This is a genomic window from Amycolatopsis ultiminotia, assembly GCF_039536925.1.
Taxonomy (GTDB): Bacteria; Actinomycetota; Actinomycetes; order Mycobacteriales; family Pseudonocardiaceae; genus Amycolatopsis; species Amycolatopsis ultiminotia.
In genome coordinates this window covers 109,958-136,380 of sequence record NZ_BAAAZN010000008.1, presented here as the reverse complement: position 1 = coordinate 136,380, position 26,423 = coordinate 109,958, and the positions used below count along the sequence as shown (strand labels likewise).

Below are 26,423 nucleotides of genomic sequence, written 5' to 3'. Positions count from 1 at the left end.
ATTGGCCATGGCTTAGCAGACCAATAGTGGCCAATAGTAGAGAAGTGGCAGTTACCGACCTCAGTCCGCTCAGCCTCCGCCGGGCCCCGCTGCGCCGGGGTGGACAGCTGCTCGCCGGTTTGGCCCTCTACGGCGCGAGCATGGCCATGCTCACCCGCGCCCACCTCGGCCTCGACCCGTGGGACGTGCTGCACGAAGGCCTCACCAAGCTCACCGGCCTCAGCTTCGGCACGGTCACCGCGATCGCGTCGGTGTTCGTGATGCTGCTGTGGATTCCGCTACGGCAGCGGCCGGGTATCGGCACCGTCGCGAACATCGTGGTGATCTCGGTGACCGTCGACGCCGTCCGCGCGGTGCTGCCGGACCAGCAGGTGCTCGTCTGGCAGATCCTGCTGCTGGTCGGCGGGGTCGTGCTCAACGCGGTCGCCACCGCGGTGTACGTCGGCACCCGGCTCGGCCCCGGACCGAGGGACGGGCTGATGACCGGGCTCACCGCACGCACCGGATGGTCGGTGCGGCTGGTCCGCACCGGCATCGAGGTGAGCGTGCTCGCCGTCGGCTGGTCGCTCGGCGGCACGTTCGGCGTCGGCACGGTCCTCTACGCACTCAGCATCGGCCCGCTCACCCAGGCGCTGTTGCCTCTGGTCACGTGGCGGACCGGGGCGAAGGAACAGCAACAGCATTAGCCTGCCCCGGCAACCGCACGGCGCACCGCCGCATAGTCGATTCCGCGCGAGGCAAGGAAATCCGCCACCGGCCCGCGTTGGCGGACCAGCGCGAGCAGCAGGTGCTCCTGGCCGAGGTGCTTGCCGCCGAGTTCGACCGCCTCCTGCAAGCTCAGCTCGAATGCCCGTTTGGCGTCCGCGGTGAGGGGCAGATGGCCTCGTTTCGGGCGCCGTCCGGCGCCGGCGAGCGCCCCCGGACCGTGCGCTTGTTCGACCCGCTCGACGATCTGATCCACGTCGATGCCCAGCTCGATGAGCGCTTCGGCGTCCGCGTCGCTGATCCCGCCACGGCGGCTGAGCCGGTCGAGTTCCGCGAAGATCTCCTCCTTGGACACGCCGAGTTCCCGCAGCAACCGCAGTGCACTGCCGTCCGGAACCCGGACGAGGCCCGCGAACACCGCCTGCGCGGAGATCTCGCCGGCGCCACCCTCCTGTGCTGCTTCTTGCGCCTCCACCACAGCCATCCTGGCCGCCGGGGTGAACCGTTCGAACATCAATGCCTCCCGTGCTTCTTGTGCACGGCCTGCCTGCTGACCCCCAGCTCGGCCGCGATCTCCTGCCAGGACCAGCCGTGCATGCGCGCACTGCGCACCTGCACGGCCTCCAGCTGCTCCAGCAGCCGCCGCAGCGCCGCGACCGCGCGCAACCCCACTCGCGGGTCACGATCGCCGGCACGGGCGGCCAGGTCCGTTGCTTCCGTCATGCTGTCAATTTAAGTTGACATGACGGGCCGTGTCAACCCGAGTTGACGGAGATCGCGGGTTACAGTCGGCGAGTGCCGGAAATCTCGATCGCCGAACGGGCCGGGGTCGCCGCGGACGGCAGGCCCCGCCCCACCGAGGACTACGTCGCGGTTCTCGACCAAGCCGTGCTGGTACTGGACGGGGCGACCTCGCCGAGTCCCGAACTGCCCTCCGGCGGCTGGTACGCCGGGTTGCTCGTGCGCCGGCTGAGCACCGAGTTGCGCACCCATCCGCGGGAAGACCTCGGCGTCGCTTTGGCGAACGCGATCGGTGCGCTCGCGCGGGAACACGATCTGCTGCCGGGCCGGTCCCCGTCCAGCACGGTGTCGATGCTGCGCTGGGACGAGTCCGAAGTGGAGGCTCTGGTCCTCGCGGACAGCCCGGTCGTCGCGTTCGGCCGGTTCGGCACCGATCCGGTGTCCGACGACCGCCTGGTGTCCCTGCGCGGCGGCGGCCTGCTGCAGACCGGCGCCGACGTGCGCCGCCGCCGTAACGCCGAGGACGGGTTCTGGGTCGCCGAAGCCGAACCCGCTGCCGCGTACAAGGCGGTGCGCCGGGTGTGGCCACGCGCGGACGTCGAAGCGGTGCTGATCGCCACCGACGGCGTCGCGATCGGCGTCGACGAGTACGGCCTGTTCGACTGGCCCGAAGTCCTGCGCCGCGCCCGCCACGACGGCCCGGCTGCGGTGCTGGACGCGGTACGCGCGGCGGAGGAGCAAGACCCCGGATGCGTGCGCTGGCCCCGCGCGAAGCGGCACGACGATCAAGCGCTCGTGCTGGCCGACTTCGAATAGGGGTCGAGATCAGGGTCTTCCCGGATCTCGCCGCGAGGCCGACCCGCAACGATGGACCCATGGGGAATTCACTGGGGATCCGGGTCTGGCGCCTGGCCGCGGTCGCAGCCATCGCCTGGTCGCTGTTCACGATCATCGTGCTGCACCTCGTCAGCTCGCACGATCCGCTCTACGACACGCTTTCCAGCTACACGATCACCGACCACGGCGAAGGGATGCTCGGCGCCAGCGTGCTTTCGCTCTCCGTCGGCTCGGTCGCGGTGCTCGGTGCGCTGGCCGCCGCGGGGGTGCCGATGACCCGCACCACGAAACTGCTGCTCACCCTGTGGGCGCTGGGGCTGGCCACCGCCGCGATGTTCCCCGCCAGCTACCCGGAGAGCCCGAACCCGGTGAGCGGCGAGATCCACCTCTACTCGTGCCTGATCGCGTTCATGAGCCTGCCGGGTGCGGCGATCACGTTCCTGGATTCGTTGCGTGGCACCGCGGAGCGTGCGTTCGTGGTGCGGTGGCTGCGGTACGGGCTGACCTCGGTGGCACTGTTCGGGCTGAGCTTCCTGTTCGCACGGCTCGACGAAGCGGGCATCGCGCCGTTCCACCTGTTCGCCGAAGCACTGCCGGTCGGCGTGACGCAGCGGCTCACCCTGGTCGCCGACGTCGCACTGTTGTTCGTGCTCATCAGGGTCGCGGTGCGCACCGAATCGGCACGTGCCGAACTGGCCGTCACTCCCGCATCGCGGCAGTGAATTCGGGCGCGTAGCCGTACAACCCGGGTAGCCCGCCGGTGTGCACGAACACCACGGTTTCCTCGGGCGAGAACCGGCCTTCTGCGGCCCATTCGACCAGCGCTGCGGCGACCTTCCCGGTGTAGACCGGATCGAGCACCACACCCTCGGTGCGCCCGAACAGCCGCAGCGCACCCCAGGTCTCGGGAGCCGGGATGCCGTAGCCCTCGCCGATCGTGCTGTCGTTCATCCACACGTGCGCCAGCGCGGGCGGGTCGATCCCCAGCAGCTGCGCGGCCCCGGTGACCAGCTCGGCCAGGTTCTCCTCGGCCTCGTCGAGCGGATGGCTCACGCAGGCGATGTCCACCTCGAGCGAACCGAGCACGGCCGCACCGAGCGCGAGACCGGCCGCGGTCGCGCCGCTGGCATGCGGACCGACCACCCGCGCCCGTTCCACGCCGAGGTGGGACAGCTGCACGGCGAGTTCGTGCGTGGCCGCGACGTAGCCGAGCACGCCGAGCGGGTCGGACCCACCGACCGGGATCGTGGCCACCTTGCGGCCTTCCTCGGCCGCCTCGGCCAGCAACGTCTCATACGTCGAGGCGGTCTCGGCTTCGTCCGCGCAGACGTGCACCCGAGCGCCGAAAAGCAGGTCGAGCGGGATGTTGCCGGACTCCTCGTATGCCTCGCCGGAACGCGGCACCTTCGCGGTGAGCACCAGTTCGCAGCGCAATCCGAGCCGCGCGCAGGCCGCCGCGGTCTGCCGTCCGTGGTTGGTCTGGAGCGCACCGAAGGTGATCACCGTGTCCGCGCCGGAAGTGAGCGCGGCACCGAGGTGGAAGTCGAGTTTCCGCAGCTTGTTGCCGCCGACACCGAGCGGGTGCACGTCGTCGCGCTTGAGCATCAAGTGCGGCAGGCCGAGTGCTTCGCCGAGCCGCGGCGCCGGGACCAGCGGCGTCGGCCCGTGGCCGAGTCCGGCGCGGGGAAAGGAATCGAGAGCGGGAAAGCGGTCGAACTCGAACGTCATCGATCCTCCGGGCAACGGCTGGCACGGTGCTGGTCAAGCGGTGTTCTCCCGGCCGCGTCCTGGTCCGCGGAATCGGCCGGGTTGGCGTCAACCTACCCGGCCGTTCTCCGTCCGCGCGCGATCCGATGTTCGTCGACCCGAAGGTGGAATGCCGGATCAGCGCGGTTCAGCTGCGCCGGTAGACGCTCACCAGCACGCCGTGCTCGGCTTCGCGAGGGTTGGCCGGGCTCAGCCCGTGCACCACCGATTCCAGGTGTTCCCCGAGTGCGCTCGCCTGCCTCGCGGTGAGCCGGATGACGCGGTGGAGCAGGAGGTGCTCGTCGTCGGCGGGAATCTCGTCGGCGACCGTGGCCAGCATCGCCTTGGTCGCCTCGCCGCTTTCGCCTGCGCCGAACCGGTAAATCCGGGCGGTCTTGACGAAGTACTGCTCGGTGCCGCCACGGACGGTTCGCGTGGCGCCCTTGCCGACCAGCCCGGCTTCGACGAGCACGCCGAGGTGGTGCGCGACGTTGCCCTTGTTGATGCCGAGGCGGTGGGCCAGCTGGCTGATCGTCGCCCCGTCCGGACCGATGTCGCGCAGGATCCGGTGCCGGGTCGGATGGGCGAAGGCGCGCATCTGCGCCGGGCTCGTGGCGTCGAGGGTCTCGTACCGCGGTGCGCTTGTCATGGCTCAAGCGTCAAGGAGAGTTGTCTCTTCGGCAACCGGATTGCTTGACTGCGTCATGGCCGAAACCGACGTGTCCCCACTGATCGCCCACCTGCAGGAACTGGTTCGTGAGCGGTACATCCTGCAAGACCACGCGGCCACCATCGCCGCAGACCTGGCCGGCAGCGACGCCGAGATCGCAGCCCTCACCCCGGAAGCGAGCGCCGCAGCGCTGACCCGGCGCCTGCAGCGAGCCTGCAACGACCGGCACCTGCGCGTACGACATCGGCCCGAAGGCGCCGCTTCGGATTTCGCCGGCGCCGAGCACGCGGCGCGACACGCGGCCGAGGCCGCGGGCAACGCCGGCGGCTTCCGCCGGGTCCAGCTGCTCGACGACGGTGTCGGGCTCGTGCAGATCGCGCCGTACCTGTCACCGGTTCACCTCGCCGAACCCTACGTCCGCGCCGCGTTCACCCTCCTGTCCTCGGCCACCGCACTCGTGTTCGACCTCCGTGAAGGCCGCGGCGGCACACCCGAGACCGTCGCGCTGATCTGCGGCCATCTGCTCGGCGACGAACCGGTGCACTTGCAGGACATCGAAGGGCTCGACGGCAGGCCGCGGCAGTTCTGGACCACCCCGGCCGCCACCCGGATCGAGGGTCCGATCCGGGTACTCACCAGCCGCGTCACGTTCTCCGGCTGCGAAGAGCTCGCCTACAACCTGCAGGCGCTCGGACGAGCCGTGGTCGTCGGCGAGACGACCGGCGGCGGCGCGCATCCGGTCGAGTCGTTCCGGCTGACCGACGTACTCGAGCTGCACCTGCCGACAGCCAGGTCGGTCAACGCGGTCACCGGCACCAACTGGGAGCAGGTCGGCGTTCGCCCGGACCTGGCGTGCCCGGCCGATGACGCGCTGGACACCGCCGTGCGCAGCCTGTCTCGTTCCCCAGCGCCGCTGCCGGCAAGCGGTGCGCCGAGCGCGGGCTGACGACCGGCTCTGCATCACCGCTGACGACCGGCGGACCGGATCCTGTGCTACGTTCGTTCGAACGAACGAGAGAACGGGAACTGCCGATGACTTCCGCGACGACCGGCTTCGCCACCCTCGCCGACCAGGCCGCCGCGCTCGACGCGGGAACCGTCACCGCCGTTCAGCTCACCGAGACCGCGCTCGCGCGGGCGCACGCGACCCAGCCGATGCTCAACGCGTTCCGCCGGTTGCGCGACGACGAAGCACTCGCCGAGGCGGCAGCCGCCGACCGGCGCCGTGCCCGTGGCGACCGCTCACCGGTGCTCGGCGTGCCGATCGCGATCAAGGACGACGTGGACCTCTCCGGTCTGCCCACGGCGTTCGGCTGCGCAGGCGACTTCCCGGCGGCGACCGCGGACGCACCCGCGGTGGCGCGGCTGAAGCAGGCCGGCGCCGTGCTGATCGGCAAGACCAACACCCCCGAGCTGGGTCAATGGCCGTTCACCGAAGGGAAAGCGTTCGGGGTGACGCGCAATCCGTGGCAGCCGGACCATACGCCGGGCGGGTCGTCCGGCGGATCGGCGGCCGCGGTGGCAGGCGGTGTGGTGGCTGCCGCGCTCGGTTCGGACGGCGCCGGTTCGGTGCGCATCCCCGCCGCGTGGACCGGACTGGTCGGCATCAAGCCCCAGCGCGGACGGATCCCGACCGGCACCGAGCTGTTCCACGGCCTCACCGTGCTCGGACCGCTGGCCCGCACGGTGGCCGACGCCGCCGCGTTGCTCGACGTCACCGCAGGCACCGGCACCGCGTTCCGGTCCGCCGCCCGGCGCGAACCCGGTAGGCTGCGCATCGGCCTGTCCACGAGGATTCCTTTCACCGCAACGAAAACGCGACTGGACCCGGTGGTCGAGGCGGCCGTGACGAGTACCGCGGAAGCCCTCGCCGGACTGGGTCACGACATCGTCCCGGTGGCACCGGACTACGGCCTGATCGGCCTGACCTTCCTGCCCCGCTCACTCACCGGCGTACGCGACTGGGCCCGCCAGGTTCCCGAATTCGCGGCACTCGACCCGCGCACCCGGGCCAACGCGCAGCACGGCAGCCTGCTCGCCGGACCGGCGCTGAAACTCGCGCGAGCGCTCGAACCGTTGCTACGCCGCCGGATCGGCGCGGTGTTCGGCGACGTCGATGTGCTGCTGACGCCGACCACCGCGACTCCGCCACCGGCCGTGGGCACGTTCGACGGGCTCACCGGCTGGCAGACCGACCAGACGATGATCGCCGCCTGCCCCTACGCTTGGCCGTGGAACGTGCTGGGCTGGCCGGGGCTGAACGTACCGGCAGGGCAGACCGCGGACGGGCTGCCGCTCGGTGCCCAGTTGCTGGGTCCTTCGCACGCCGAGGAGCGGCTGATTTCCGTTGCCGCGCAACTGGAAGAGGTACAACGGTGGCCGGAGCGACGCCCCGCGCGGGCGTGCTGAACACCCGCGACGCGATCCTGCGCGCAACGCTGGAGGTGGTCGGCGAGCAGGGCGTCGGCGGCCTCACCAACCGGCGGATCGTGGCTGCCGCCGGCGTTTCCCTCGGTACCCTGACCTACCACTTCCCCAGCCAGACCGAACTGCTGCGCGAGGCCATGTTGCTCTTCGCCGAGGAGGAAACGGCGAAACTGGCGGCGATCGTCGACGCGCACCGGGCCGAGGAGCTCAGCCTGGAGCAGGCCGCGACGGTGGTCGAGCGCGTGATCGAGCAGCTGCCGTTCGGCACCGACGAACTGGCCCCGCACGAGCTTTACCTGCAGGCAGCGCGGGATCCGGGGCTACGGGAGGCGTCGGAGCGGTGTTTCGCCGCCTACGACGAACTGGCCACCACCATCCTCGGCGCGCTCGGCCTGCCCGATCCGGCGCGGCTGGCCGGTCCGGTCGTCGCGCTGATCGCCGGGCTGCAGCTGCGCAGGCTCGCCACCGGGGCGGACGTGCCCGCCGCGGAACCGTTGATGCTGCTGCTGCACGGGGCACGGGGCTGACATGGCACCACCGGTGGTTCGCGGCACCGCGGCCTGGCGTTACTTCGGCGACTTCCGTGATCTGCTGCTCGCCGGGCAGATCCTGGTGCTGCAGGTCGCGCACCCGATCGTCGCGGCCGGGGTGCGGGACCACTCGGACTACACCGAGGATCCGTGGACCCGTCTGATGCGCACCGGCGCGTCGCTGTCGATCTACGTCTACGGCGGATCCGACGGTGCGCGGTACGAGGCGGAACGCCTGCGAAAACTGCACCGGAAGTTCACCGGCTTCACCGGCGGTCGTCGTTACAGCGCTTTGCACCCCGGGGCCTACGCCTGGGTGCACGCCACGCTCGTGATGGCACCCGTTGACGCACAACGGTTCTTCGGTCGCCCGATGTCCACATCGGAGCTGGACGAATACTACGCGCAGATGTGCGACGTCGGGCGCCTTCTCGGCGTGCGCGCGCAGGATCTTCCATCGAGCTGGCCGGAATTCGAGCAATACTACCGGGAGACCATCTCGTCGTTCGGTCCCAATGAGACGATCAGCACGCTGTTCGAAACCATCCGCACAGTACGCAAACCGTGGTCCGGATTGCCGGACTCGTGGTGGCGGAGAATCCAAAAAGGACACGCTCGGGTGCAGATGTTCCTGATCCGGGCAACATTGCCCACCGAGCTTCGGGCTCGCCTGGGTCTGGAGTGGACGGCCAGGGACGAACGATGCTTCGCCCGGTTCCGGCGAGCGGTCCGGCTGATCGGTTTCGCCGTCCCGCCGGCACTGCGCACCGCGCACATGCGCTGGGTCGGCAGGCTGAACGTGTGGCTGCGCGCCCATCCGCGTGCCTATCGGTTCCTCGCCCGCCGATAGTGCGCCCGCGCCTTGGCCCGGTTGCCGCAACGGGCCATCGAACACCATTGCCGGGTGCGGCGCGGGGAGGCGTCACAGAACCGCAGGCCACAGTCGTCGGCCAGGCAGATGCGGACGTCCGCAGTCCCGGTCGCGAGTTCGACGGCGTCGCCGGCCAGCACGGCGAACGCGGTAGCCACCGGATACCCGGGCGCGGGCACCTCGCGGTGCAGTTCACCGCCCTCCAGCCGCAGCCGAGCCGGTAACGGTGCGGCCACCACGGCTGCGTTGACCACCTGCACGTCCTTGACCTGCGGCGGCCCGGTGAGCAACCGATTCACCGCTTCCCGCAACGTCTTCGCCGCGGCGAGTTCGCCGTCGTTCACCGGGAGCCGGCCGAACCCGGCCAGGTCGAACCACTCGGACAACGCCGCGGCACTGGTCAGCAGCTCGATCCCGCCACCGGGTAGATACCGCGACCGCATCGTGTTGACGAGATCGAGGCACGGCCGCCCGCCGTCGAACACCCAGTCCATATCGTCGAGTCTAACCATTGCCGCCGGTTAGCACACCGGCTACCTTCTAACCCTATGAGCCGGTTAGAAGAACAGACCGCCCAAGTCGGCAACCTCCGGATGCACTATCGCCGCGGTGGCGAAGGACCCCCGCTCTTCCTCTTGCACGGCTGGCCGCAGACGTCGCACTGCTGGCACCGCGTCGCCGGTCCACTGACCGAAACGCACACCGTGATCGCGCCCGATCTGCGTGGCTACGGCCGCACCGACAAACCTCGCGGCGGCTACGACAAACGCACGATGGCCGCCGACCTGGCACGGCTGGCCGAGCAGCTCGGTTTCGACCGGGTGGCGGTGGCCGGGCACGACCGCGGTGGCCGCGTCGCGCACCGGTGGGCCCTCGACCGGCCGGAACAGGTGACGCACCTTGCCGTACTGGACATCGCGCCGACCAGGGAGATGTGGCACCGCCTCGACAGCGGCGTCGCGCGAGCTTACTGGCACTGGCTGTTCCACCTCCAGCCAGACCTGCCGGAACTGCTGGCGGGCCAGAACATTGCCGCCTACCTCGGCTACTTCTTCGAACGCTGGACCTTCCAGCGCCAGGGTCTGCCCGCCGAGGACATCGCCGAATACGTGCGCGCGTTCGAGGCTCCGGGCGCGCTCCGCGCCGGCTTCGACGACTACCGCGCCGCCTTCCCCGACGATGCCGAACTCGACGACGCCGACTACGCCGCGGGCCGCCGGATCACCCAGCCCCTGCTCGCGCTGTGGGGCGAAGCCGGACTGCTCGGAAGCCTGCCGACACTGGAGATCTGGCGCGACTACGCGGAGAACGTCACCGGCTCCGGCCTGTCCGACTGCGGGCACTTCCTCCCCGAGGAACAACCCGAGCAGGTCGTCCGGCACCTGCAGGAGTTCCTGGCCACCTGAGGAGCACCGTCTCCCCCGCTGCGGCTTCCCCCCTGCGCCGGGACACACCGCCCGATCGCACTCGTCGACGCACCGGCCCGCAACGACGTCCGGGGAGCGCAAAGCGCGCGCAAACCGACCCCCTCCCGCACCGGTACCGGCGTCGCACACTGAGCACCGACGCCGGTCCCCGCTCCGGTAGGTACCGGCGCTGGGAGCCGGTCCCCGCTCCAGTGCTGGGTACCCGACGGCGAGGGAGCAATATCGGGCGCCGGTCCCAGTACCAAGGCCGGATGCTGGCCCCAGTACCGACACCGGACACCCACCCCAACACCAGAGCCGGACGGCGGCCCCACTACCGACACCGGATATCCACCCCAACGCCAGAGCCGGACGCCGGCCCCACTACCGACACCGGATATCCACCCCAACGCCAGAGCCGGACGCCGGCCCCACTACCGACACCGGATATCCACCCCAACGCCAGAGCCGGACGCCGGCCCCAACACCGATGCCGGACGGCGGTCCCAGTACCAGGGCTGGGTGCTGGGTGCTGGGTGCTGAGGGCGAAGGCCTGGTGCCGTGGTGCGCAAGTGATGGGCGGGCCGCCGGGGCGCGAGGTCTCTGGCCTCTCGGCGCGACTGCCCGCTCGGAGCGAGCTACAGGTACTCAGCGTGACCTTTGCTGCCGGATTTAGCCCGGCTAGGTGACATCTGGTGAACCTCCCACCCCCTGGGGCGCTTGCCTCGGTTGGCTCAGGGGTTCGGGGGCAGATCGAACTGACCTGCCTTGACCGCGGCCAGGAATGCGGCCCATTCGCCTCGGTCGAAGATCAGGACCGGGCTTGCCGTCAGCTTCGTGTCGCGGACGCCCACCAGGTCCTTGCCACCCAGGTTGACCTCGACGCAGTTGCCGCCGTTGGGCTCGCTCGCGAACGACTTCTCCCAGGCTGCGTCCTCGAACAGCGACTCTGCCGTGTTCGGGTCGTAATCCGGGGAGGACGGATAATCCGCCATGGGTCGTACACCTCCGAGCCTTGAGCAGGGCGTGCGGCCGAGCGCACGTCTCCGGCTTCTTTGCGTCACTACGGAGCAAACCGCAGGGCCAAGCGGGTGATCAACTCGACCCGATCTCGACATGAAGATTATTCCAGGAGTAGGATTAATCGCAGCGATCGGGGCGCCGATGGTGGGTGAATGGCTTACGGCATTCAGCCCAACCTCGGCCGGTACCGACCCGGGCAGCCGGTCCGGGTGAGCGGATCACTTGTGAGCCTCGGGCAGAGCAGCAGGAAGGCGTGGAACGCCGGACCGGATCATCCGGTGCGGACCGGACCATCCGGCCGGAACACCGCTTTGCCCAGGTCCGCGCGGGTCCGGGTATCGCGAACACCCGCGCCGCGGAAGGAACCCGTGGCGGGTGCGGTATCGCTCGGCGAGGACAAGCCGGGCGCGTGCCACCGATCCGACCGGAGCCGACCGGCCCCGGTGCCCGCTCTCCGAACTGGGGGTGTGATCCCATGGCCGTCCGGCTTACCACGCTGTTCCGACGTGAGGACGAACACACCCGCGGCCGGCGTGGGATCAATCACGAACTTCGTAACCGGTTCGGCTTCAGCCTGATCCAGGCCCCGCTGCTCACTTCGACGCCGCTGGACGACGACTTCGAGGTCCCGCTACCGCGTCAGCCCGACCTGCTGAGCGCGGCCCGGCCGCTGGAAGCCCACGTCTCGCTGCTGCACGGCCTCGGCTCGTCCCACGCCTGAGCGCCCCCCAGCCGACGTAACTCACACCGGCCCGGTCGCCGCGCGTCGGGCAAGACCTCAGCGTGACGCCGCGAGACTCCAAACGACGCCGCAAGACCCCAGCTGCGAGGCGGCCAGCACGGCAACGCCCCAGGGCAGCAACATGCGACAAGGCCAGGGGCGGCGCCGCGAGATCCCAAGCGACGCCAAGCCCCTCGGCGTCAGGGCTTGCGGCCCAGCCCGCAGATCCCGCCGCTGAAGGACGGGTTGTCGGCCAGCCGGGCACTGCTGCGTGATTCCCCTGCTTCCGGGTGCCATTCCGATACCCACACGATTCCGGGATCCACCAGCTCGAGCCCGTCGAAGAACTCGCCGAACTCCGCGCGCGTGCGGTAGTGGAACGGGGTGCTCGAGCGCTTGTACTGCTCGTGGATCTCATCGCGCAGTTCGCCGTCGGGAGTCGTCACGCCGTCGTTGGTCAGGTGCGAGGACAGGAAGTACGAGCCGGAAGGCAGCAGGGACAAGTACTTCTGCACGATCTCCGTGGCAGGCTCGTCCCTGCCGACGAAATACAGCACCCCGACCATGATCAAGCCGATCGGGCGTTTCGGGTCCAGCGCGCCGGTCTCCAGTGCGCGGTTCCAGATGTCACTCGGGTTGCGCAGGTCGCCCTGCAGCACCGCGTGCCGGTGCGCGACGCCCTCGCGTTCCAGCAGGACCTGCGAATGCGCAACGGCCACCGGCTCGTTGTCGACGTAGACACACCGTGCGTCGGGGTTCACCGAGGTGGCGATCTCGTGCACGTTGCCGACCGTGGGCACGCCAGAACCGATGTCGAGGAACTGGTCGATCCCTTGTTCGGTCAGGTACCGCACGCCGCGGCCGAGGAATTCGCGACCGGCCTTCGCGAGGGTCTTGATCATCGGAAAGGTCTGGACCGCCTGCTCGCCGAACTCGCGGTCGATGGCCCAGTTGGCCGTGCCGCCGAGGAACCAGTCGTAGATCCGCGCCGCGTTCGGCCGTTCGAGATCGACGCCCTCCGGGGCATCCGGATCCGGTACTTGCGTCATCAGCTGTCCCCTTCCGGCCACGCGTGCGGGTACCAGTGTGCCCATCGCCACCGGGCGCCGCGCCGCCGACCCCCGGAGCAAACGGAAAATCCCGGCGACTGACCACTGCGGAGTACTACGTTGCTCCGAATGCGCTTCCTTTTCTCCTTCGTCGGCGGTCGCGGCCACTTCGACCCGATGGTCCCGGTCGCGCGCGTGCTGGCCGCCCGTGGGCACACCGTGGCGGTCGCCGGATCGGGCAGCGAGGTCCCCGCCGTCGAGCGGGCGGGCTTCACCGCGTTCGCGACCGGCAAACCGCGGGAAACCACCACAGCGCGCCAACCGATGCCACCGGTCGACCCCGCGCGGGACGACTGGGAGATCCGGGAACTGTTCGCCCGCCGGGCCACCGCCGAACGCACGCCGGTGCTGCTGGAGCTGATCCGCGAATGGCGTCCCGACGTCGTGGTCCGGGACGAGGTCGACTTCGCCGCCGCGATCGCCGCGGAAAAGCTGGGTCTGCCCTGCGCAACGGTGCTCGTCCTCGCGGCCGGAACGTTGCTGCGCAAAGAACTTCTCGCCGAACCGCTGAGCGAAGCACGTACCGGACACGGCCTGCCGGACGATCCCGAACTCACCATGCTCCACCGGGACCTGGTGCTTTCCCCGTTCCCGCCCGCGTTCCGCGACCCGGCCGCGGCGCTGCCGTGCACGGCCTTCGCGTTCCGGCCGGGAGAACCGGTTCCGCCCCGTCCGCAGGCCGCACGGCCGGGTGTGTACTTCACCCTCGGCACGAACTTCAACCTCGAGTCCGGCGACCTCATCGAACGCACGCTCGCCGGACTCGGCCTGCTGGCTGCCGACGTGACCGCCACCGTGGGCACACAGCTGGATCCGACCGGGTTCGGGCCGCAGCCGGAGAACGTGCGCGTGGAAAAGTTCATGCCACAGAACGAACTGCTGCCGCGCACCGATCTCGTGGTGTCGCACGGCGGCTCCGGCAGTGTGCTCGGCGCGCTCTCGCACGGGCTGCCGTCGCTGCTTTTCCCGATGGGCGCTGACCAACCCGCCAACGCACGCCGCAGCGTCGCGCTCGGCACCGCACTCGCGCTCGACCCGGAAACCGCGACCCGTGAGGAAATCCACCACGCCGCCGTGGACCTGCTGACCGATCCGGCCTACCGCGAAGCCGCGCAACGGCTGCGCGCGGAGATCAACGCACTGCCCGGCGCCGAGGAAACCGCACCGCTGCTGGAAGCGCTCGTCACTGCATCTGGGCGCGGTAGCTCTCGGCAAGTTCCTTGAGGAACTGCCGCGTCTCACCGCGTTCCAGTGCCGCACCGCGCAGCCGGTCCCACGAGTCGACGAAGATGTTGAAGTCCTTCACGTCGTCGAGGTAGAGCCCGCCTGCAGAGTGTTCGATGTAGACGAAATCACGGGTGCGGTCGGGGAATCGCATGATCGTGAAGTCGTTGGGCACCGACGCGAGCCGCGCGCCGAACGGCAGCACGTGCACGTACACCCGCGGATGCCGGTCGAGCGCCAGCAGGTGCTCGACCTGGTCCAGCATCACCGCGGGCGCGAAGCCGCCCGGTGCCCGGCGCAGCGCGCCTTCGCTGATGATGAACCGGTAGTACGGCGGCTGCTGCTGGTCGAACACGGCCTTGCGGTCGAGCCGGTTGCGCACCAGCGACGTGACGTCGGTGGCGCCTGCCTCGGTGAACTGCTTGAGCATGTAGTGCTCGGACTGCAACGGGCCGGGGATGCGCTCCCCGTGCCAGGTCATGATCTCCGCAGCCGCCGGTTCGAGGTCGGTGAAGGTACGGAACCAGTGCGGCACCACCGATCGGTAGCCCGACCAGTGGCCGCGCTGCCCGGCCGCGGCACGGGCGAGGTTCATCAGGGTGTCGGCTTCTTCACCGTTGATCCCGAACGCGTTCAGCATGGTCCGCACATCTCCGAGCTTGACCCCCACCGCACCGGACTCGATCTTGTTGACCTTGCCCTGGGTGCAGCCGAGAACCTCGGCGACCTGCTGCTGTGTCAGCTTCGCGGCGGTACGGGCGTGCCGCAGCTCGTTCCCGAGCTGCTTGCGGCGCGAGGTGACGGTGCTGGCCATCTCCCCTTGCTCTCCCGGACCATGATCGCCGGTGAAACTTCCACCGGAACACGAACGTTCGAACCACCCAGGTTAGTACTTCACCCAACGGGGTTCGATGATGACACCGCGCAGCGTTCCAGGAAATGCGCCAGGATGCCAGTCACTCACTGCACCACTCGGCCGGAGCAGCCGATTTCCGGTCCACCGGACACCGAAATTGCTCCATTCGGACCAGTGCGTGCCTCCCAGCAGCCGGACGCCCGCAGGACATCCGGGCACGCTTGCCTTCCCGCGCACCGCTGACCCGGCCGGTCCGCGATCGGTCCGGCATAGTGGCCCGGTGATCGATCGTTCTCCCGGCGCGGCGCGTGTCGAACGGCTTGCCGACGGCGTCTTCGGCTACCTGCAGCCCGACGGTTCCTGGTTCATCAACAACTGCGGCTTCGTCGACGCGGGCGGGCACACCGTCCTCGTCGACACGTGCGCCACCGAACGGCGGACCCTGGCACTGCTCGCCGCGGTCCGGGAGACGACCGGCCCGGTCACGACCCTGGTCAACACGCACCACCACACCGACCACACCAACGGCAACTACCTCGTCACCGACGCCACCGTGGTCGGGCACCGCAAGACCAGGGCGGCGATGCTGGCCGAGGGCATCCCGCGGTACGAGGGCGTGCTCGTCGGCAACGACTGGGGCCACCTGGAACTGCGGGTACCCGACGTGGTGTTCGACGAATGGCTCACCGTGTACGCCGGGCAGACCCGGATCGACCTGATCCACCCCGGGCACGCCGCGCACACCACCAACGACGTGCTCGCCTGGCTTCCCGAGCAGCGCGTGCTCTACGCGGGCGATCTGGTGTTCAACGGGGGCAGCCCGTTCGCGTTGATGGGCTCGATCGCGGGCTGGCGGGCCGCACTCGATGTGGTTCGCGAACTCGATCCGGCGCTGATCCTGCCAGGGCACGGGCCGTCGTGTGATCTCGCCGCGGTGGACCTGGTGGACGCGTACCTGGAGTTCGTCCAGCAGACCGCGGAACGCGGCAAAGCGGCCGGCCGGTCACCGCTGGAACAGGCGAGGGAAACCGATCTCGGCCGGTTCGCCGAGCTGACCGAGCAGGAACGGCTCGCCGGCAATCTGCACCGGGCCTACGCCGAACTCGACGGCGCCGAATGGGGCGGGCCGGTCGACCTCGCCGCCGCGTTGCAGGACATGCTCGCGTATCACGGTGGTCCGATCCACTGCTTCTCCTGATCCACCGTCCGTGAGAGTTCTCGCGAGTCACGGCTGGGCCAATCGGACTACGCTCGGACTTCGGCAGAGACATCGGAAAGGGTTCGGATGAGCAAGAAGGCGAGCATCGGGGTCACCGGCCTCGCGGTCATGGGCCGCAACCTGGCGCGGAACCTGGCCCGGCACGGCCACACGGTCGCCCTGCACAACCGCTCCGAGGAGCGGACCCGCAAGCTCGTCGAGGAGTTCGGCGACGAGGGTGAGTTCATCCCGGCGTACTCCGCGCAGGAGTTCGTCAACGCGCTCGAGCGGCCGCGGCAGATCGTGATCATGGTCAAGGCAGGAGATCCCACCGACGCGGTCATCGAGGAGTTCGCTCCGCTGCTGGAGCAGGGCGATGTGATCGTCGACGCGGGCAACGCGCACTTCGCGGACACCCGTCGGCGGGAGAAGGCGCTGCGCGAACGCGGCCTGCACTTCGTCGGCACCGGCGTGTCCGGCGGGGAGGAAGGCGCGCTCCACGGCCCGAGCATCATGCCAGGTGGTTCCAAGGCGTCCTACCAGTCACTCGGCCCGCTGTTCGAGGACATCTCGGCGAAGGTCGACGGCGAACCGTGCTGCACGCACATCGGCGCGGACGGTGCGGGCCACTTCGTGAAGATGGTGCACAACGGCATCGAGTACGCCGACATGCAGCTGATCGCCGAATCGTTCGACCTGCTGCGCGGCGCCGCGGGCTACGGACCGGCCGAGATCGCCGAGGTGTTCAAGACCTGGAACACCGGACGGCTGGACTCCTACCTGATCGAGATCACCTCCGAGGTGCTCAAGCACGTGGACCCGGTTTCCGGCAAACCGTTCGTCGACGTCGTGGAGGACGCCGCGGAACAGAAGGGCACCGGCCGCTGGACGGTGCAAATCGGACTGGACCTCGGCGTGCCGATCAGCGGTATCGCAGAGGCGGTCTTCGCGCGTTCGCTGTCCGGCTCGAAACCGTTGCGGGAGGCCGCGCGCGGGCTCGGCGGACCTTCGCGCGCGCCGCTGAGCGGTGCCGCGTTGGAGACCTTCGCCGATGACGTGGAGCAAGCGCTGTACGCGTCGAAGGTGGTCGCGTACGCACAGGGCTTCAACCAGATCCAGGCCGGCGCCGCCGAATACGGCTGGGACATCGACCTCGGCCGTGTCGCCGCGATCTGGCGCGGTGGCTGCATCATCCGCGCGAAGTTCCTCAACGACATCACTTCCGCCTACGCCGACGAGCCGACTCTGCCGACGCTGCTCACGTCCGGCGGTTTCCGCAAGGCCGTGGAGGACGCGCAGGACTCGTGGCGTTCGGTCATCTCCACCGCGGTCCGGCTCGGCATCCCGACGCCCGGCTTCGCCACCGCACTGTCCTACTACGACGGCCTGCGCGCCGATCGCCTGCCCGCCGCGCTGGTGCAGGGACAGCGCGACTTCTTCGGCGCGCACACCTATCGCCGCGTCGACCGGGAAGGCTCGTTCCACACCCTGTGGGCCACCGACGACCGCTCCGAGGTCGACGCCTGAGGCTGCGTGGTGGACTCCTCCGTGCCGAGGAGTCCACCACGGATCGCCGCTGCCCTTGCCGCGAGGATCTCGGCGAGGGTTTCGCGGATCTGCGCCGCCACCGGCAGCTTCGCCGCCCCGTCAATCCGAGGTTGACAAGACTCAAGCAGCGGTGCGCGATTTGAGGTGTGCCTTGAGATCGAACGCATCGGCTTCGAGATCGGCGTACGCCGGCCGCGGTTCGGCGGTGAACAGCCGGCGCGCGGCGATGTGGTCGGGCGGGCGGTTCACCGACTCCACGGCGATCAGCACGTCGTCCCGGAACGACAGCACGGAGAACCTGCCTGCCTCCCGGTCACCGGTCACCACGGTCCGGTCGGCTGCCGAGAGGATGCCCGCGATCTGCAGCTTCGCGCCGGTCTGATCGGTCCAGAACCAGGGCAGGCTGTCGTAGGGCGCGCGCTCCCCGGCGATCGCCGCGGCCACCGAACGGGCCTGGTCCACCGCGTTCTGCACGGACTCCAGCCGGGTCGCCGCGCCGGCCTGCACACACGGGAAGCTCGCGCAGTCACCGATCGCGAAGATCTTCGGATCGCCGGTGCACAGGTGCTCGTCCACGACCACGCCGTTGGCCACGTCCAGTCCGGCCTGCTCGGCCAGCGACGTCTCCGGCAGCACGCCGACCGCGACCACCACGAGGTCCGCGGGCAGCCGCCTGCCGTCCGACAGCTCGACGGCCTCAACCCGCCCCGCACCGTGCAACGCGGTCACGCCGGTGCCGAGCAGCACGGTGTGCCCGGCGGCACGGTGGTGTTCGGCGAAGAACTCCGAAATCTCCGGAGACGCGACCCGCGCCAGCAGCCGGTCCTGCGCCTCCACAACGGTGACCGGACGACCGGCGTGTGCGGCGAATTCCAGCCCGATGAACCCGCCGCCGATCACCACGACGTCGCGTGCGGCCTCGAGTGAGACACGCAGCCGGTCGGCGTCGTCGCGGGTACGCAGCATCAGCACACCGTCGAGGTCCGCGCCGGGCACCGGGAGCGTGCGGTTGCGGGCGCCGGTCGCGAGCACCAGGTAGTCGTAGTCCAGCCGCCTGCCGTCCTCGAGCCGCACCCGCGTGGCGGCGCGGTCGACCTCGGCCACCCGGCCGGGCACGAGCCGGATGTCCTTTTCCGCGAAGAAATCCTCCGGACGCAGGCGCAGCTGCTCGTCGCCGGCGGTGCCGTCGAGGTAGCCCTTGGACAGCGGCGGCCGCTGGTACGGCACGCCCGGCTCGTCGCCGATCAGCTCCACCCGCCCGGTGAACCCCTTGTCCCGCAACGACGCCGCGGCCTGGAAACCGCTCTGGCCAGCGCCGACGACCAGAACGGTCTCGGACGGGGATCCGGTGCTCATAGCTGCTCCTCCGGCAAGCGCAGGACCGACACCCGGGCAGCGGACAGCTGACACGACAGCCTGCTGGTGGCCTCCCGCGGGCTGGCCATGCAGTCCAATATCTCCCCTTCATCTGAGCACAACGGCCCATGATCGTCGAGCGGCGGGTGGACCGGACCGGACGTGACGGGGCGCACACCGCCACGTCCGGCGAGAAGCGGCGCGGCTCAGACGCGGCGGAGGAACGCGATCGCGTCCGCCCCGGTCACGTCGGAGAACGGGGAGTATCCCTGCACCGCATCGGTGCGCGCGGCCAGTTCCGGATCGAGCCCTGCGGTCGCCACCAACGCGCGGTCCGGCACCACACTGGCGAGATACCCCTGCAGCGTCGCCGGATCCGGATCCGGCTGGGTCTCCGACGCGCCCAGCTCACCCGCGATGAACGTGTAGCGGTCGCCGAGGTGCCGGGCAACCTGGGCACCCGCGCTCCACCAGCGCCAGGCCGGCCCGAAGCCCTGACCGGTCGAGAGGTTGCGCTGGAGATGCCCGTTGTGTGCGAAGACGAACGTGCGCGGCAGCGCGAGCAGGTTGGCCGCCATCATCGCGTCGCGCTGGCCCAGCATCAGGCTGATCCGCGTCGGCGCCGGATCGGCGACCACCGCGTGGTAGCGCAGCAGGCCCTGTGCGGTACGGGCGAGCAGGTCCCCGCCCTCGGGGAGGCCGGGCTTTTCCTTCTCCAGCAAGGCGACCAGATCGTCGGTGAGCAGCCGGAGCGCACCGGCGTCCGCACTGTCCCCTTTGGACTTGGTCGGATCCCACATGGCGGCCTCGGTGGTCCACTCCTCGTCGTCGCCGACCAGCTTCTCGATGGTCGCGACGTCGCCGGGCACGTGGTCGAGGTGCGCGGAAAGGAACCGGTGCAGTTCGAGGAGCACGCCACGGGGGCTGTCCCCGCCGGTGATCTCGGTCGGAGCATCGATGCCGTGGAACCGCACCCGATCCGCCGGGCGCTGTCCCGCGTTGAAGTCGCGCAGCCATTCGACGAGGTCGCGGTTTCCCTGCAGGTTCCCGAATCCGTGGCTGAATCCGGCGGTGAGGACGGCTTGGCGGTCGCCCTCGCCGGTGGTCACGTAGGCGTCGACGAGACGGCCTGCCAGGCAGTCGCTCTCCAGCGCAACCGAGCGGTAGCCGTGCTGCTCGACGAGGTGGTACAGGAATTCGTTGCGCAGCGTGGTGAAGGCCGCCACACCGTGGGTCGGCTCGCCAAGGGCGAGCAGGGTGGGATTGCGGTCGGCGAGAAGGGTTTCCAGTGCGGTAATCATTCCTTCGACGGTATCGTTGAACATTCGGTTGGCACTTTTCCCGATTTCAGCCAGGTGCAGTGCACAAAACCCTCAACCTGGAGGTCACTGTGCGTCCCGTCGATCTCGCTCGCGAGCACGGCCTGTCGACCCAGGCGGTCCGCAACTACGAGCAGGACGCCGTCCTGCCGCCCGCCGACCGCGGCCCGCAGGGGTACCGGCGCTACACCGAGCGGCACGCGCAGGCGTTGCGCGCGTTCCTCGCGCTACGGCCCGGTTTCGGCCACCGCCGAGCTGCGGCGATCCTGTACGCGGTCAACGACGGCACGCCGGACACTGCGTTCCGCCTGATCGACGAGGGCCATGCCGAACTGCTGCAGGACCGCACCACACTCACCGAAGTGACCCGCGCGCTGGCGAACCTGACCGAACCGGAAGACCAGCACCGCAAGCCACCGCCGTCCGTCAGCGCACTCGCGCACCAGCTGTCCGTGCACCCCGCCACCTTGCGCAAGTGGGAAGCCGCCGGAATCCTCCGCCCGGAACGCGATCGCGCCGGCCACCGCCGTTATCCCCCGGTGGCGGTCCGCGACGCCCGTCTGGCTCATCAACTCCGCCGCGGCGGCTACCCGCTGACCCGGATCGCCGCCGTACTCGACCAGGTCCGCCACGCCGGCGGCGTCGAACCGCTGGAAGAGGCCTTGCGCACCTGGCAATCCCGCCTGACCGCCCGCGCACACGCAATGCTCGACGGCGCGGCGCAGCTGTCGGCCTACCTCGCCGGCTGAGAGCTACTCGCCGGCGATCTTCACCGGGTCGATCACGTAGTCGGCCACGCAGGTGATCACGAACGGCCCCACACGCGCTCGGCCGTCGACACGATCAACTCCAGCTTCCGCAGCTGGTCGTCGGCGGTCAGGTCGTTGCCCTCCTCGGTCGAGGAGAATCCGCACTGCGGCGAGAGGCACAGCTGGTCGAGGTCGATGAACCGGGACGCCTCCTCGATCCGCCGCACCAGTGCGTCCGGGTCCTCCAGCTCGGGCCGTTTCGTGGTGACCAGGCCCAGCACCACGCGCTTGTCCTTCGGCACGAATCGCAGTGGTTCGAACCCGCCGGAGCGGTCGTCGTCGAACTCCAGGAAGAACCCGTCCACCCCCAGCTGGCCGAACAGTGCCTCGGCGACGAACTCGTAGCCGCCTTCGGCTACCCACGACGAGCGGAAGTTGCCGCGGCACAGGTGCGTGGTCACCGTCATGCCGTCGGGTTTCCCGGCGAGCGCGGCGTTGATCTGCGCGATGTTGCGCAGGTGCAGGGTGTCCGGATCGCCGCCAAGTTCGGCGACCATCTCGCGCTGCTTCGGATCGTTGAGGTAGGCGAGGCTCGTGTCGTCGAGCTGGAGGTAAGTGCAGCCGAGCTCCCCCATCGCCCGCAGCTGGTCCGCGTACGCCACGGCGAGGTCGGCGTAGAACTCCTCCAGGTCCGGGTACACGGTCTCGCTCACCGCTGCCCGGCCGCCGCGGTAGTAGACCATGCTCGGCGACGGGATCGTGAGCTTCGGTGTGATCCCCGGACTGGTGTGTTCCTTCAGGAATTCGAAGTGCTCGGCGAAGATCGGTTCGTCCAGCCGCACCTTTCCCTCGACCCGCAGCGTCGACGGGTTGAACTCGATGTCGCCTGCCGCGTTGTGGAACTTCACGTGCAACTGCTCGTCGCCGCGGGTGACGCCGCCGAGTGCGTAGATGAAGTCCATGTGCCACGAGGAGCGCCGGAACTCTCCGTCGGTGGCCGAGGACAACCCCGCCAGCGTCTGCATCTTCACCACGTCGCGGATCGCATCGTCCTCGACCACGCGCAGCTGCTCGGGACCGAGCTCACCGGCGGCATGGCGACGGCGTGCCTCGCGCAGCACCGGTGGACGCAGCAGGCTGCCGACGTGATCGGCGCGGAATGGGGGACGAGGATTCATAGCTGGCATGGTCACACACAATCGCAGCGGATACCGGATCATCATCTGCCGGACTTGCCCACGACACGGCTTCGGCGTTGGCTGTGCGCCGGAATCGCACGAAGGGGCCCGCTCATGACGAACTCGCCGCACCCGGTCGACCGCGGCCTGCCCGCCGGCCGGCTGCTCCTGCTGGGGCTGCAGCACATGGCGATCATGTACACCGGTTGCATTGCCGTGCCGTTGATCGTCGGCAGCGCGTTGCATCTGGACGACGCGTCGGTCGCGCTGCTGGTGAACGCCGACCTGTTCGTGGCAGGGCTCGCGACGCTGGTGCAGTCGGTGGGCATCGGGCGGGTGTTCGGGATCCGGCTGCCGGTGGTCGCGGGTGCGACGTTCACCGTGGTCAACCCGATGATCCTGATCGCCGCGCAGTACGGCATCACCGCGGTGTACGGCGCGATGATCGTCTCCGGTGTGTTCGGGCTGCTGATCGCGAAACCGTTCGCCGCGTTGATCCGGTTCTTCCCGCCGCTGGTCTCGGGCACCCTGCTGCTGGTCATCGGCGTCTCGCTGCTCGGCCCGGGTGCGGCGATGATCGCGGGCCATGACACCGGCGACCCGTCCTACGGCGATCCGGCGAACCTCGGACTGGCGTTCGGCGTGGTCGCGCTCGTGGTGCTGTTCACCCGGGTACTGCGGGGATTCCTCGGGCAGATCGGACCGCTCGTCGCGCTCGTGCTCGGCGTGGTTGTGGCCGTCCCGCTGGGCCGGACGCACTTCTCGGGCGTCGCGGACGCGAGCTGGTTCGGACTCGGGTCGCCGTTCCACTTCGGCGCGCCGACGTTCCCGATCGCCGCTGTGGTGTCGATGTGCGTGGTGATGCTGGTGTCGTTCACCGAGACCACTGCCGACCTGATCGCGGTCGGCGAGATCACCGGCCGTCCCGCCACCGGCTCCGATCTGGCACGCGGCCTGGCCACCGACGGGCTTTCCGCGGTACTCGGCGGGTTCATGAACTCCTTCCCGGACACCGCTTTCGCGCAGAACGTCGGTTTGGTCCAGATGACCGGGGTGCGCAGCCGCTGGGTGGTCGCGGTGACCGGTGGACTGCTCGTGGTGATGGGACTGGTGCCGAAGATCGGCGCGTTCATCGCCGCGATCCCGGAGCCGGTGGTGGGCGGGGTGGCCGTGGTGATGTTCGCGATGGTCGCCGCGGTCGGCGTGCAGAACCTGAAGAAGGTGGACTTCTCCGGCAACCACAACGCCTTCGTGGTCGCGGTGGCGCTCGGCGTCGGGCTGCTGCCCGCGTTCGGACTGGACCGGTCCGGCAACTCGATCTTCTTCCAGCACTTCCCCGCCTGGCTGCGCACGATCTGCGGCAGCCCGATCACCGTGGCAGCGGTGCTGGCCTTCGTGCTCAACCTGCTCTTCAATCACCTCGGACGACGCCGCGATCCGGATCCGCTGGGCACTCCCTGAGCACCCGCGCAGCCAGCCGGGCACCAAAGCCCGGCTCGATCGGTATCCGGAGCAGCGCCCGCAGGTACAGCGGCGCAAGCACGTGGTCCAGCAGATCTTCGACAGGCGGCGTGGATTCGCCGCGTTCGGCGGCCACGGTGAGCATCTGTTCGAGATCCGCGAGACGCACGAGCAGGTGCTCGGCGGGGCTGGCGTCGGTGCCCTGGGCGGCAACGAGCGCGGGGAGCAGCACCTGCGTGTCGGGAGCGTTGAGCGAACGCTCGACCCCGGTGGCCCATGCCTCGACATCACCGCGCAGTGATCCCGTGTCCGGCACCGGCGTGGTGGCCCGCAGCCGGGAGACCGCGGCGTCCAGGATGAGATTCGCAGCGGTGCCCCATCGGCGGTAGATGCTGGTCGGGTTCACGCCCGCACGCTCCGCGATGCGCGGGATAGCCGCTTCGGTCTCCCCGGAAACAAGCAGCTCGATCACGGCGGCGTGCACCGCTTCGCGCACCCGCGCACTGCGCCCGCCTGGTCTGGTGCGACTCGGTTCGGTCATCTTCTGATTCTAAAGCAGTCATGTTTGCCTTAACACCCGGACCTGCGTATGCTTAAGTCAAATCCAATGGCTTTAGGAGTCGAGATGGTCCGCAAAATTTCCGTGCCGGAACGAGAAGCACTGCTCGCGGCCGCACATGTGAGCGTGTTGAGCGTCGCTGCCGAACCCGGCCGAGCCCCGCTGACGACACCGATCTGGCACAGCTACACACCGGGCGGCGAGGTCACCGTGCTCACGACCCCACATCTGCGCAAGGCCAGGCTGATCGATGCGGCCGGCCGGTTCGCGCTGTGCGTACTGGCACCGGGCGGCCTGCGGTACGTGAGCGTGGAGGGCCCGGTCACCGGCGTCCGCCCGGTCACCGAAGCCGACCGGCTGGCCATGGCGGAGCACTATCTGCCTGCCGAGACCGCGGCGGGCTACGTCCGCCTGACCTACGACCAGCAGTCCGGCAACGTCGCGATCACCATGCGTCCGGAACGCTGGAACACCGGCGATTTCGGCGACGTCACCGAGGCACTGAGCAACTGAGCGCCCACCCCGGCCCGCTCAGCAGAAAAGGATCCCGAGCAGGCACGGCGGGGGCGGTTTCGGGCGCTCGGACGAGGGCGGCTTCGCCGAGGTCGTGGCAGGCGGCGCGGCAGACGACGTGGCCGACGGCACCGGAGTACCCGTGGTCCCCGTCGCCGCGGTGCTCGGACGAGGCTCGGCCGAGCTGTGCTCGGCGGACGAGGCCGGGCCGAGCGGATCGACCGCGAGACCCGACTTCGGCCTGGTGCGCTCCGTGGTCGCCGGCCCGGCGGCGGGCACGGTGCTCTCGCTGCGTGCGGTCGTGGCCGGGTTGGTCTCGTCGACGCCGCCCGCGCCGCCGGTGCGGTCGGGCATCTCGATCACCCGCATTTCGGTGACGCGCACCGCTTCGTCGTGCGCGGTGGTCCCGAACGACACGAGAACGGCCGCGGCGCCGCATCCGACGACCACGGCGAGGATCACGGCGACCATGCGCCAGCGCGACCGGGACCGCGGCGGCACGCGCTCGCCCCAGCCTTCACGCACCAGCAGCTCGGCGACCGAAACCTCATCGTTCACCAGCGGGACCTTTCACCAGGAGTCGTCTCTTCCTACCGGATCTGCCTATCGAATGGGTGATAAACGACGACAAAGTTCACGCAGGGTGCTTCGGCCTGGTGAGTCACAGTCACAGCACTTTCACAGCTCGGCTTAGTCAAACTCCCAGTATGCCCAGTCAAACTGGAGAGATGCTGCAGCGTGCCGCGGACTCGGTCCGCCCCCGAACGCACCGCAGCGCCGACCGGGGCTTCCCCCAGAAGTGGCTCCGCAGCCTGGCCCCGCTCCGGTTCGCTGCCTGGGTGGTGCTCGATTCGGTGCACACGACCCGCGCGTTGCTGCGGCCGGACGGTGCCTCGCTCTGGCGGACCGGCCGCGCGTGGGTGCGCTACCTGCCCTCGCCGAGGACGACCCCGTTCACCTTCAGCTACCTGGTCCTGCTGCTGGCCACCACGCTCGTGCTCCGGTTCGCCGATCCGATGCTCACCGCGAAGCTGCTGCAGCTGTCCAGCACAGACGCGCACAACCTGTGGCACCGTCCGCTCACCTCGCTGCTGAGCAGCGCACTCTGGATCGAAGACGGCGGCTGGCTCGCCTACGCGGCGATTTTCGCCCTGGTCATCGCGCCGCTCGAACGGCGGTTCGGGCCCGGCCGGACCGCCGCGGTCTTCTTCAGCGGCCACGTGCTCGCCACCCTCGCCACCGAGCTGCCGGTGATGGCACTGATCCACTCCGCCGTCCTGCCCACCTCCGCGGGCCAGTGGCTCGACATCGGCGTGAGCTACGGCTTCCTCACCACCGCCGGCGCACTCGTGCACCTGCTGCGCGGGCGCGCGCGGATCGTCGCGCTGGTGACGATGGAGCTGTTCGTCGTCCTGGTGTACGTCGCCGACGATCCGGGCAGCGTCGACTCGGTGGTCACAGCTCTCGGACACGCCTTCGCCGCGCATTTCGGCCTGCTCTTCTGGGGACCACGGCTACGGATGACGGCGACCACCACGGCCAGGGCGCGGACACCCTGATCCGGGGCGGCTGCCTGCGCAGACCGTCGGCAAGGGCTGCACCGGCCGAAGCGGAGCGTGTCGGCCGCACGGCCAATTCCGGCCGGGAGAGCGAACCGCCTAGTCCGGACGGGTGGC

At 69.6% G+C, this 26,423-nt stretch carries 29 protein-coding genes; 16 read left to right on the top strand and 13 right to left on the bottom strand.

Annotation, left to right across the window (positions count from 1 at the left end):
* Positions 1 to 44 precede the first annotated feature (44 nt).
* Positions 45 to 686: a membrane protein YczE gene (gene yczE / locus ABD793_RS19905; RefSeq protein WP_344862055.1), complete on the top strand. Its 642-nt coding sequence runs from the start codon at positions 45 to 47 to the stop codon at positions 684 to 686.
* Here yczE and ABD793_RS19900 read toward each other — a convergent pair.
* Both ABD793_RS19900 and ABD793_RS19895 read right to left on the bottom strand, forming a co-directional pair.
* Positions 683 to 1,219: a Clp protease N-terminal domain-containing protein gene (locus ABD793_RS19900; protein WP_344862053.1), complete on the bottom strand. Its 537-nt coding sequence runs from the start codon at positions 1,217 to 1,219 to the stop codon at positions 683 to 685. The genes yczE and ABD793_RS19900 overlap by 4 nt on opposite strands.
* The gene (locus ABD793_RS19895) at positions 1,219 to 1,428 is read right to left on the bottom strand and encodes a helix-turn-helix domain-containing protein (protein WP_344862051.1); all 210 of its coding nucleotides are present in this window, start codon (positions 1,426 to 1,428) and stop codon (positions 1,219 to 1,221) included. The genes ABD793_RS19900 and ABD793_RS19895 overlap by 1 nt, the downstream gene beginning before the upstream one ends.
* Before the next feature lie 72 nt (positions 1,429 to 1,500).
* Between ABD793_RS19895 and ABD793_RS19890 the strand changes: the two genes are divergently transcribed.
* Together ABD793_RS19890 and ABD793_RS19885 are read left to right on the top strand one after the other, a co-directional pair.
* Positions 1,501 to 2,262 carry a hypothetical protein gene (locus ABD793_RS19890; RefSeq protein ID WP_344862049.1) on the top strand — a complete coding sequence of 254 codons (762 nt, stop codon included), beginning with the start codon at positions 1,501 to 1,503 and terminating at the stop codon, positions 2,260 to 2,262.
* Between the two features lie 59 nt (positions 2,263 to 2,321).
* Positions 2,322 to 3,005 (top strand): DUF998 domain-containing protein, encoded by a 684-nt coding sequence (locus ABD793_RS19885; protein WP_344862047.1) that lies wholly within the window; start codon positions 2,322 to 2,324, stop codon positions 3,003 to 3,005.
* Here the strand turns inward: ABD793_RS19885 and ABD793_RS19880 are convergent.
* Positions 2,983 to 4,011 (bottom strand): D-cysteine desulfhydrase family protein, encoded by a 1,029-nt coding sequence (locus tag ABD793_RS19880; protein ID WP_344862045.1) that lies wholly within the window; start codon positions 4,009 to 4,011, stop codon positions 2,983 to 2,985. The genes ABD793_RS19885 and ABD793_RS19880 overlap by 23 nt on opposite strands.
* 166 nt (positions 4,012 to 4,177) lie before the next feature.
* Positions 4,178 to 4,678 (bottom strand): ArsR/SmtB family transcription factor, encoded by a 501-nt coding sequence (locus ABD793_RS19875; protein WP_344862043.1) that lies wholly within the window; start codon positions 4,676 to 4,678, stop codon positions 4,178 to 4,180.
* A gap of 55 nt (positions 4,679 to 4,733) precedes the next feature.
* On the opposite strand from ABD793_RS19875, the gene ABD793_RS19870 reads away from it, so the two are divergent.
* The 4 genes from ABD793_RS19870 (at position 4,734) to ABD793_RS19855 (ending at position 8,506) form a co-directional block, all read left to right on the top strand.
* Positions 4,734 to 5,645, top strand: coding sequence for a S41 family peptidase (locus tag ABD793_RS19870; protein ID WP_344862041.1), 912 nt, complete (start codon positions 4,734 to 4,736; stop codon positions 5,643 to 5,645).
* Positions 5,646 to 5,731: 86 nt separating this feature from the next.
* Positions 5,732 to 7,108 (top strand): amidase, encoded by a 1,377-nt coding sequence (locus ABD793_RS19865; RefSeq protein ID WP_344862039.1) that lies wholly within the window; start codon positions 5,732 to 5,734, stop codon positions 7,106 to 7,108.
* Entirely contained in the window at positions 7,075 to 7,653 is a 579-nt protein-coding gene (locus ABD793_RS19860) for a TetR/AcrR family transcriptional regulator (RefSeq protein ID WP_344862037.1), read from the top strand. Before ABD793_RS19865 ends, ABD793_RS19860 begins: the two co-directional genes overlap by 34 nt.
* Position 7,654: 1 nt before the next feature.
* Complete coding sequence (locus tag ABD793_RS19855) at positions 7,655 to 8,506, top strand: oxygenase MpaB family protein (protein ID WP_344862035.1); 852 nt, start codon at positions 7,655 to 7,657, stop codon at positions 8,504 to 8,506.
* Here ABD793_RS19855 and ABD793_RS19850 read toward each other — a convergent pair.
* Positions 8,482 to 9,021, bottom strand: coding sequence for a CGNR zinc finger domain-containing protein (locus ABD793_RS19850; RefSeq protein WP_344862033.1), 540 nt, complete (start codon positions 9,019 to 9,021; stop codon positions 8,482 to 8,484). The two genes, ABD793_RS19855 and ABD793_RS19850, sit on opposite strands and share 25 nt — an antisense overlap.
* Before the next feature lie 54 nt (positions 9,022 to 9,075).
* Between ABD793_RS19850 and ABD793_RS19845 the strand changes: the two genes are divergently transcribed.
* Complete coding sequence (locus ABD793_RS19845; RefSeq protein WP_344862031.1) at positions 9,076 to 9,933, top strand: alpha/beta fold hydrolase; 858 nt, start codon at positions 9,076 to 9,078, stop codon at positions 9,931 to 9,933.
* 734 nt (positions 9,934 to 10,667) lie between these two features.
* Here ABD793_RS19845 and ABD793_RS19840 read toward each other — a convergent pair.
* A complete protein-coding gene (locus ABD793_RS19840; protein WP_344862029.1) occupies positions 10,668 to 10,928 on the bottom strand; it encodes a DUF397 domain-containing protein in 261 nt (86 codons plus the stop codon).
* Positions 10,929 to 11,431: 503 nt separating this feature from the next.
* Here ABD793_RS19840 and ABD793_RS19835 point away from each other — a divergent pair.
* Positions 11,432 to 11,677 carry a hypothetical protein gene (locus ABD793_RS19835; RefSeq protein ID WP_344862026.1) on the top strand — a complete coding sequence of 82 codons (246 nt, stop codon included), beginning with the start codon at positions 11,432 to 11,434 and terminating at the stop codon, positions 11,675 to 11,677.
* Between the two features lie 200 nt (positions 11,678 to 11,877).
* Here the strand turns inward: ABD793_RS19835 and ABD793_RS19830 are convergent, their stop codons facing one another.
* Entirely contained in the window at positions 11,878 to 12,726 is an 849-nt protein-coding gene (locus ABD793_RS19830) for an SAM-dependent methyltransferase (protein ID WP_344862024.1), read from the bottom strand.
* Positions 12,727 to 12,855: 129 nt separating this feature from the next.
* Between ABD793_RS19830 and ABD793_RS19825 the strand changes: the two genes are divergently transcribed.
* A complete protein-coding gene (locus ABD793_RS19825) occupies positions 12,856 to 14,010 on the top strand; it encodes a glycosyltransferase (protein WP_344862022.1) in 1,155 nt (384 codons plus the stop codon).
* Here the strand turns inward: ABD793_RS19825 and ABD793_RS19820 are convergent.
* Entirely contained in the window at positions 13,970 to 14,824 is an 855-nt protein-coding gene (locus tag ABD793_RS19820; RefSeq protein WP_344862020.1) for a helix-turn-helix domain-containing protein, read from the bottom strand. The genes ABD793_RS19825 and ABD793_RS19820 overlap by 41 nt on opposite strands.
* Before the next feature lie 322 nt (positions 14,825 to 15,146).
* Here ABD793_RS19820 and ABD793_RS19815 point away from each other — a divergent pair, with 322 nt between their 5' ends.
* The gene (locus ABD793_RS19815) at positions 15,147 to 16,064 is read left to right on the top strand and encodes an MBL fold metallo-hydrolase (protein ID WP_344862018.1); all 918 of its coding nucleotides are present in this window, start codon (positions 15,147 to 15,149) and stop codon (positions 16,062 to 16,064) included.
* Between the two features lie 87 nt (positions 16,065 to 16,151).
* Positions 16,152 to 17,591, top strand: a complete 1,440-nt coding sequence (gndA, locus tag ABD793_RS19810; protein ID WP_344862016.1) for an NADP-dependent phosphogluconate dehydrogenase — start codon at positions 16,152 to 16,154, stop codon at positions 17,589 to 17,591.
* A gap of 141 nt (positions 17,592 to 17,732) precedes the next feature.
* Here the strand turns inward: gndA and ABD793_RS19805 are convergent, their stop codons facing one another.
* Together ABD793_RS19805 and ABD793_RS19800 are read right to left on the bottom strand one after the other, a co-directional pair.
* Positions 17,733 to 18,968 carry an NAD(P)/FAD-dependent oxidoreductase gene (locus ABD793_RS19805; protein WP_344862014.1) on the bottom strand — a complete coding sequence of 412 codons (1,236 nt, stop codon included), beginning with the start codon at positions 18,966 to 18,968 and terminating at the stop codon, positions 17,733 to 17,735.
* Positions 18,969 to 19,174: 206 nt separating this feature from the next.
* Positions 19,175 to 20,269: an erythromycin esterase family protein gene (locus tag ABD793_RS19800; protein ID WP_344862012.1), complete on the bottom strand. Its 1,095-nt coding sequence runs from the start codon at positions 20,267 to 20,269 to the stop codon at positions 19,175 to 19,177.
* A 59-nt stretch (positions 20,270 to 20,328) separates the two neighbouring features.
* On the opposite strand from ABD793_RS19800, the gene ABD793_RS19795 reads away from it, so the two are divergent.
* Entirely contained in the window at positions 20,329 to 21,036 is a 708-nt protein-coding gene (locus ABD793_RS19795) for a MerR family transcriptional regulator (RefSeq protein ID WP_425548726.1), read from the top strand.
* A 56-nt stretch (positions 21,037 to 21,092) separates the two neighbouring features.
* Here the strand turns inward: ABD793_RS19795 and ABD793_RS19790 are convergent, their stop codons facing one another.
* Positions 21,093 to 22,214, bottom strand: coding sequence for a 5-methyltetrahydropteroyltriglutamate--homocysteine S-methyltransferase (locus tag ABD793_RS19790; RefSeq protein WP_344862010.1), 1,122 nt, complete (start codon positions 22,212 to 22,214; stop codon positions 21,093 to 21,095).
* A 114-nt stretch (positions 22,215 to 22,328) separates the two neighbouring features.
* On the opposite strand from ABD793_RS19790, the gene ABD793_RS19785 reads away from it, so the two are divergent.
* On the top strand, positions 22,329 to 23,675 hold the full coding sequence (locus ABD793_RS19785) for a nucleobase:cation symporter-2 family protein (RefSeq protein ID WP_344862007.1): 1,347 nt from the start codon (positions 22,329 to 22,331) through the stop codon (positions 23,673 to 23,675).
* Here the strand turns inward: ABD793_RS19785 and ABD793_RS19780 are convergent.
* Positions 23,626 to 24,216 (bottom strand): TetR-like C-terminal domain-containing protein, encoded by a 591-nt coding sequence (locus ABD793_RS19780; protein ID WP_344862005.1) that lies wholly within the window; start codon positions 24,214 to 24,216, stop codon positions 23,626 to 23,628. The two genes, ABD793_RS19785 and ABD793_RS19780, sit on opposite strands and share 50 nt — an antisense overlap.
* Before the next feature lie 84 nt (positions 24,217 to 24,300).
* Here ABD793_RS19780 and ABD793_RS19775 point away from each other — a divergent pair, with 84 nt between their 5' ends.
* A complete protein-coding gene (locus tag ABD793_RS19775; RefSeq protein WP_344862003.1) occupies positions 24,301 to 24,747 on the top strand; it encodes a pyridoxamine 5'-phosphate oxidase family protein in 447 nt (148 codons plus the stop codon).
* 18 nt (positions 24,748 to 24,765) lie between these two features.
* Here ABD793_RS19775 and ABD793_RS19770 read toward each other — a convergent pair whose 3' ends face one another.
* The gene (locus tag ABD793_RS19770) at positions 24,766 to 25,305 is read right to left on the bottom strand and encodes a hypothetical protein (protein ID WP_344862001.1); all 540 of its coding nucleotides are present in this window, start codon (positions 25,303 to 25,305) and stop codon (positions 24,766 to 24,768) included.
* A 170-nt stretch (positions 25,306 to 25,475) separates the two neighbouring features.
* Here ABD793_RS19770 and ABD793_RS19765 point away from each other — a divergent pair, with 170 nt between their 5' ends.
* Positions 25,476 to 26,306: a rhomboid-like protein gene (locus ABD793_RS19765; protein ID WP_344861999.1), complete on the top strand. Its 831-nt coding sequence runs from the start codon at positions 25,476 to 25,478 to the stop codon at positions 26,304 to 26,306.
* Positions 26,307 to 26,423: the final 117 nt, after the last annotated feature.

Bases quoted from the DNA above. Each gene is read 5' to 3' on its own strand.
- ABD793_RS19900 (WP_344862053.1), bottom strand. From the start codon at position 1,219: ATGTTCGAACGGTTCACCCCGGCGGCCAGGATGGCTGTGGTGGAGGCG.
- ABD793_RS19895 (WP_344862051.1), bottom strand. From the start codon at position 1,428: ATGACGGAAGCAACGGACCTGGCCGCCCGTGCCGGCGATCGTGACCCG.
- ABD793_RS19885 (WP_344862047.1), top strand. From the start codon at position 2,322: ATGGGGAATTCACTGGGGATCCGGGTCTGGCGCCTGGCCGCGGTCGCA.
- ABD793_RS19880 (WP_344862045.1), bottom strand. From the start codon at position 4,011: ATGACGTTCGAGTTCGACCGCTTTCCCGCTCTCGATTCCTTTCCCCGC.
- ABD793_RS19875 (WP_344862043.1), bottom strand. From the start codon at position 4,678: ATGACAAGCGCACCGCGGTACGAGACCCTCGACGCCACGAGCCCGGCG.
- ABD793_RS19870 (WP_344862041.1), top strand. From the start codon at position 4,734: ATGGCCGAAACCGACGTGTCCCCACTGATCGCCCACCTGCAGGAACTG.
- ABD793_RS19865 (WP_344862039.1), top strand. From the start codon at position 5,732: ATGACTTCCGCGACGACCGGCTTCGCCACCCTCGCCGACCAGGCCGCC.
- ABD793_RS19855 (WP_344862035.1), top strand. From the start codon at position 7,655: ATGGCACCACCGGTGGTTCGCGGCACCGCGGCCTGGCGTTACTTCGGC.
- ABD793_RS19850 (WP_344862033.1), bottom strand. From the start codon at position 9,021: ATGGACTGGGTGTTCGACGGCGGGCGGCCGTGCCTCGATCTCGTCAAC.
- ABD793_RS19845 (WP_344862031.1), top strand. From the start codon at position 9,076: ATGAGCCGGTTAGAAGAACAGACCGCCCAAGTCGGCAACCTCCGGATG.
- ABD793_RS19840 (WP_344862029.1), bottom strand. From the start codon at position 10,928: ATGGCGGATTATCCGTCCTCCCCGGATTACGACCCGAACACGGCAGAG.
- ABD793_RS19835 (WP_344862026.1), top strand. From the start codon at position 11,432: ATGGCCGTCCGGCTTACCACGCTGTTCCGACGTGAGGACGAACACACC.
- ABD793_RS19830 (WP_344862024.1), bottom strand. From the start codon at position 12,726: ATGACGCAAGTACCGGATCCGGATGCCCCGGAGGGCGTCGATCTCGAA.
- ABD793_RS19825 (WP_344862022.1), top strand. From the start codon at position 12,856: ATGCGCTTCCTTTTCTCCTTCGTCGGCGGTCGCGGCCACTTCGACCCG.
- ABD793_RS19820 (WP_344862020.1), bottom strand. From the start codon at position 14,824: ATGGCCAGCACCGTCACCTCGCGCCGCAAGCAGCTCGGGAACGAGCTG.
- gndA (WP_344862016.1), top strand. From the start codon at position 16,152: ATGAGCAAGAAGGCGAGCATCGGGGTCACCGGCCTCGCGGTCATGGGC.
- ABD793_RS19805 (WP_344862014.1), bottom strand. From the start codon at position 18,968: ATGAGCACCGGATCCCCGTCCGAGACCGTTCTGGTCGTCGGCGCTGGC.
- ABD793_RS19800 (WP_344862012.1), bottom strand. From the start codon at position 20,269: ATGATTACCGCACTGGAAACCCTTCTCGCCGACCGCAATCCCACCCTG.
- ABD793_RS19790 (WP_344862010.1), bottom strand. From the start codon at position 22,214: ATGAATCCTCGTCCCCCATTCCGCGCCGATCACGTCGGCAGCCTGCTG.
- ABD793_RS19785 (WP_344862007.1), top strand. From the start codon at position 22,329: ATGACGAACTCGCCGCACCCGGTCGACCGCGGCCTGCCCGCCGGCCGG.
- ABD793_RS19780 (WP_344862005.1), bottom strand. From the start codon at position 24,216: ATGACCGAACCGAGTCGCACCAGACCAGGCGGGCGCAGTGCGCGGGTG.
- ABD793_RS19775 (WP_344862003.1), top strand. From the start codon at position 24,301: ATGGTCCGCAAAATTTCCGTGCCGGAACGAGAAGCACTGCTCGCGGCC.
- ABD793_RS19765 (WP_344861999.1), top strand. From the start codon at position 25,476: ATGCTGCAGCGTGCCGCGGACTCGGTCCGCCCCCGAACGCACCGCAGC.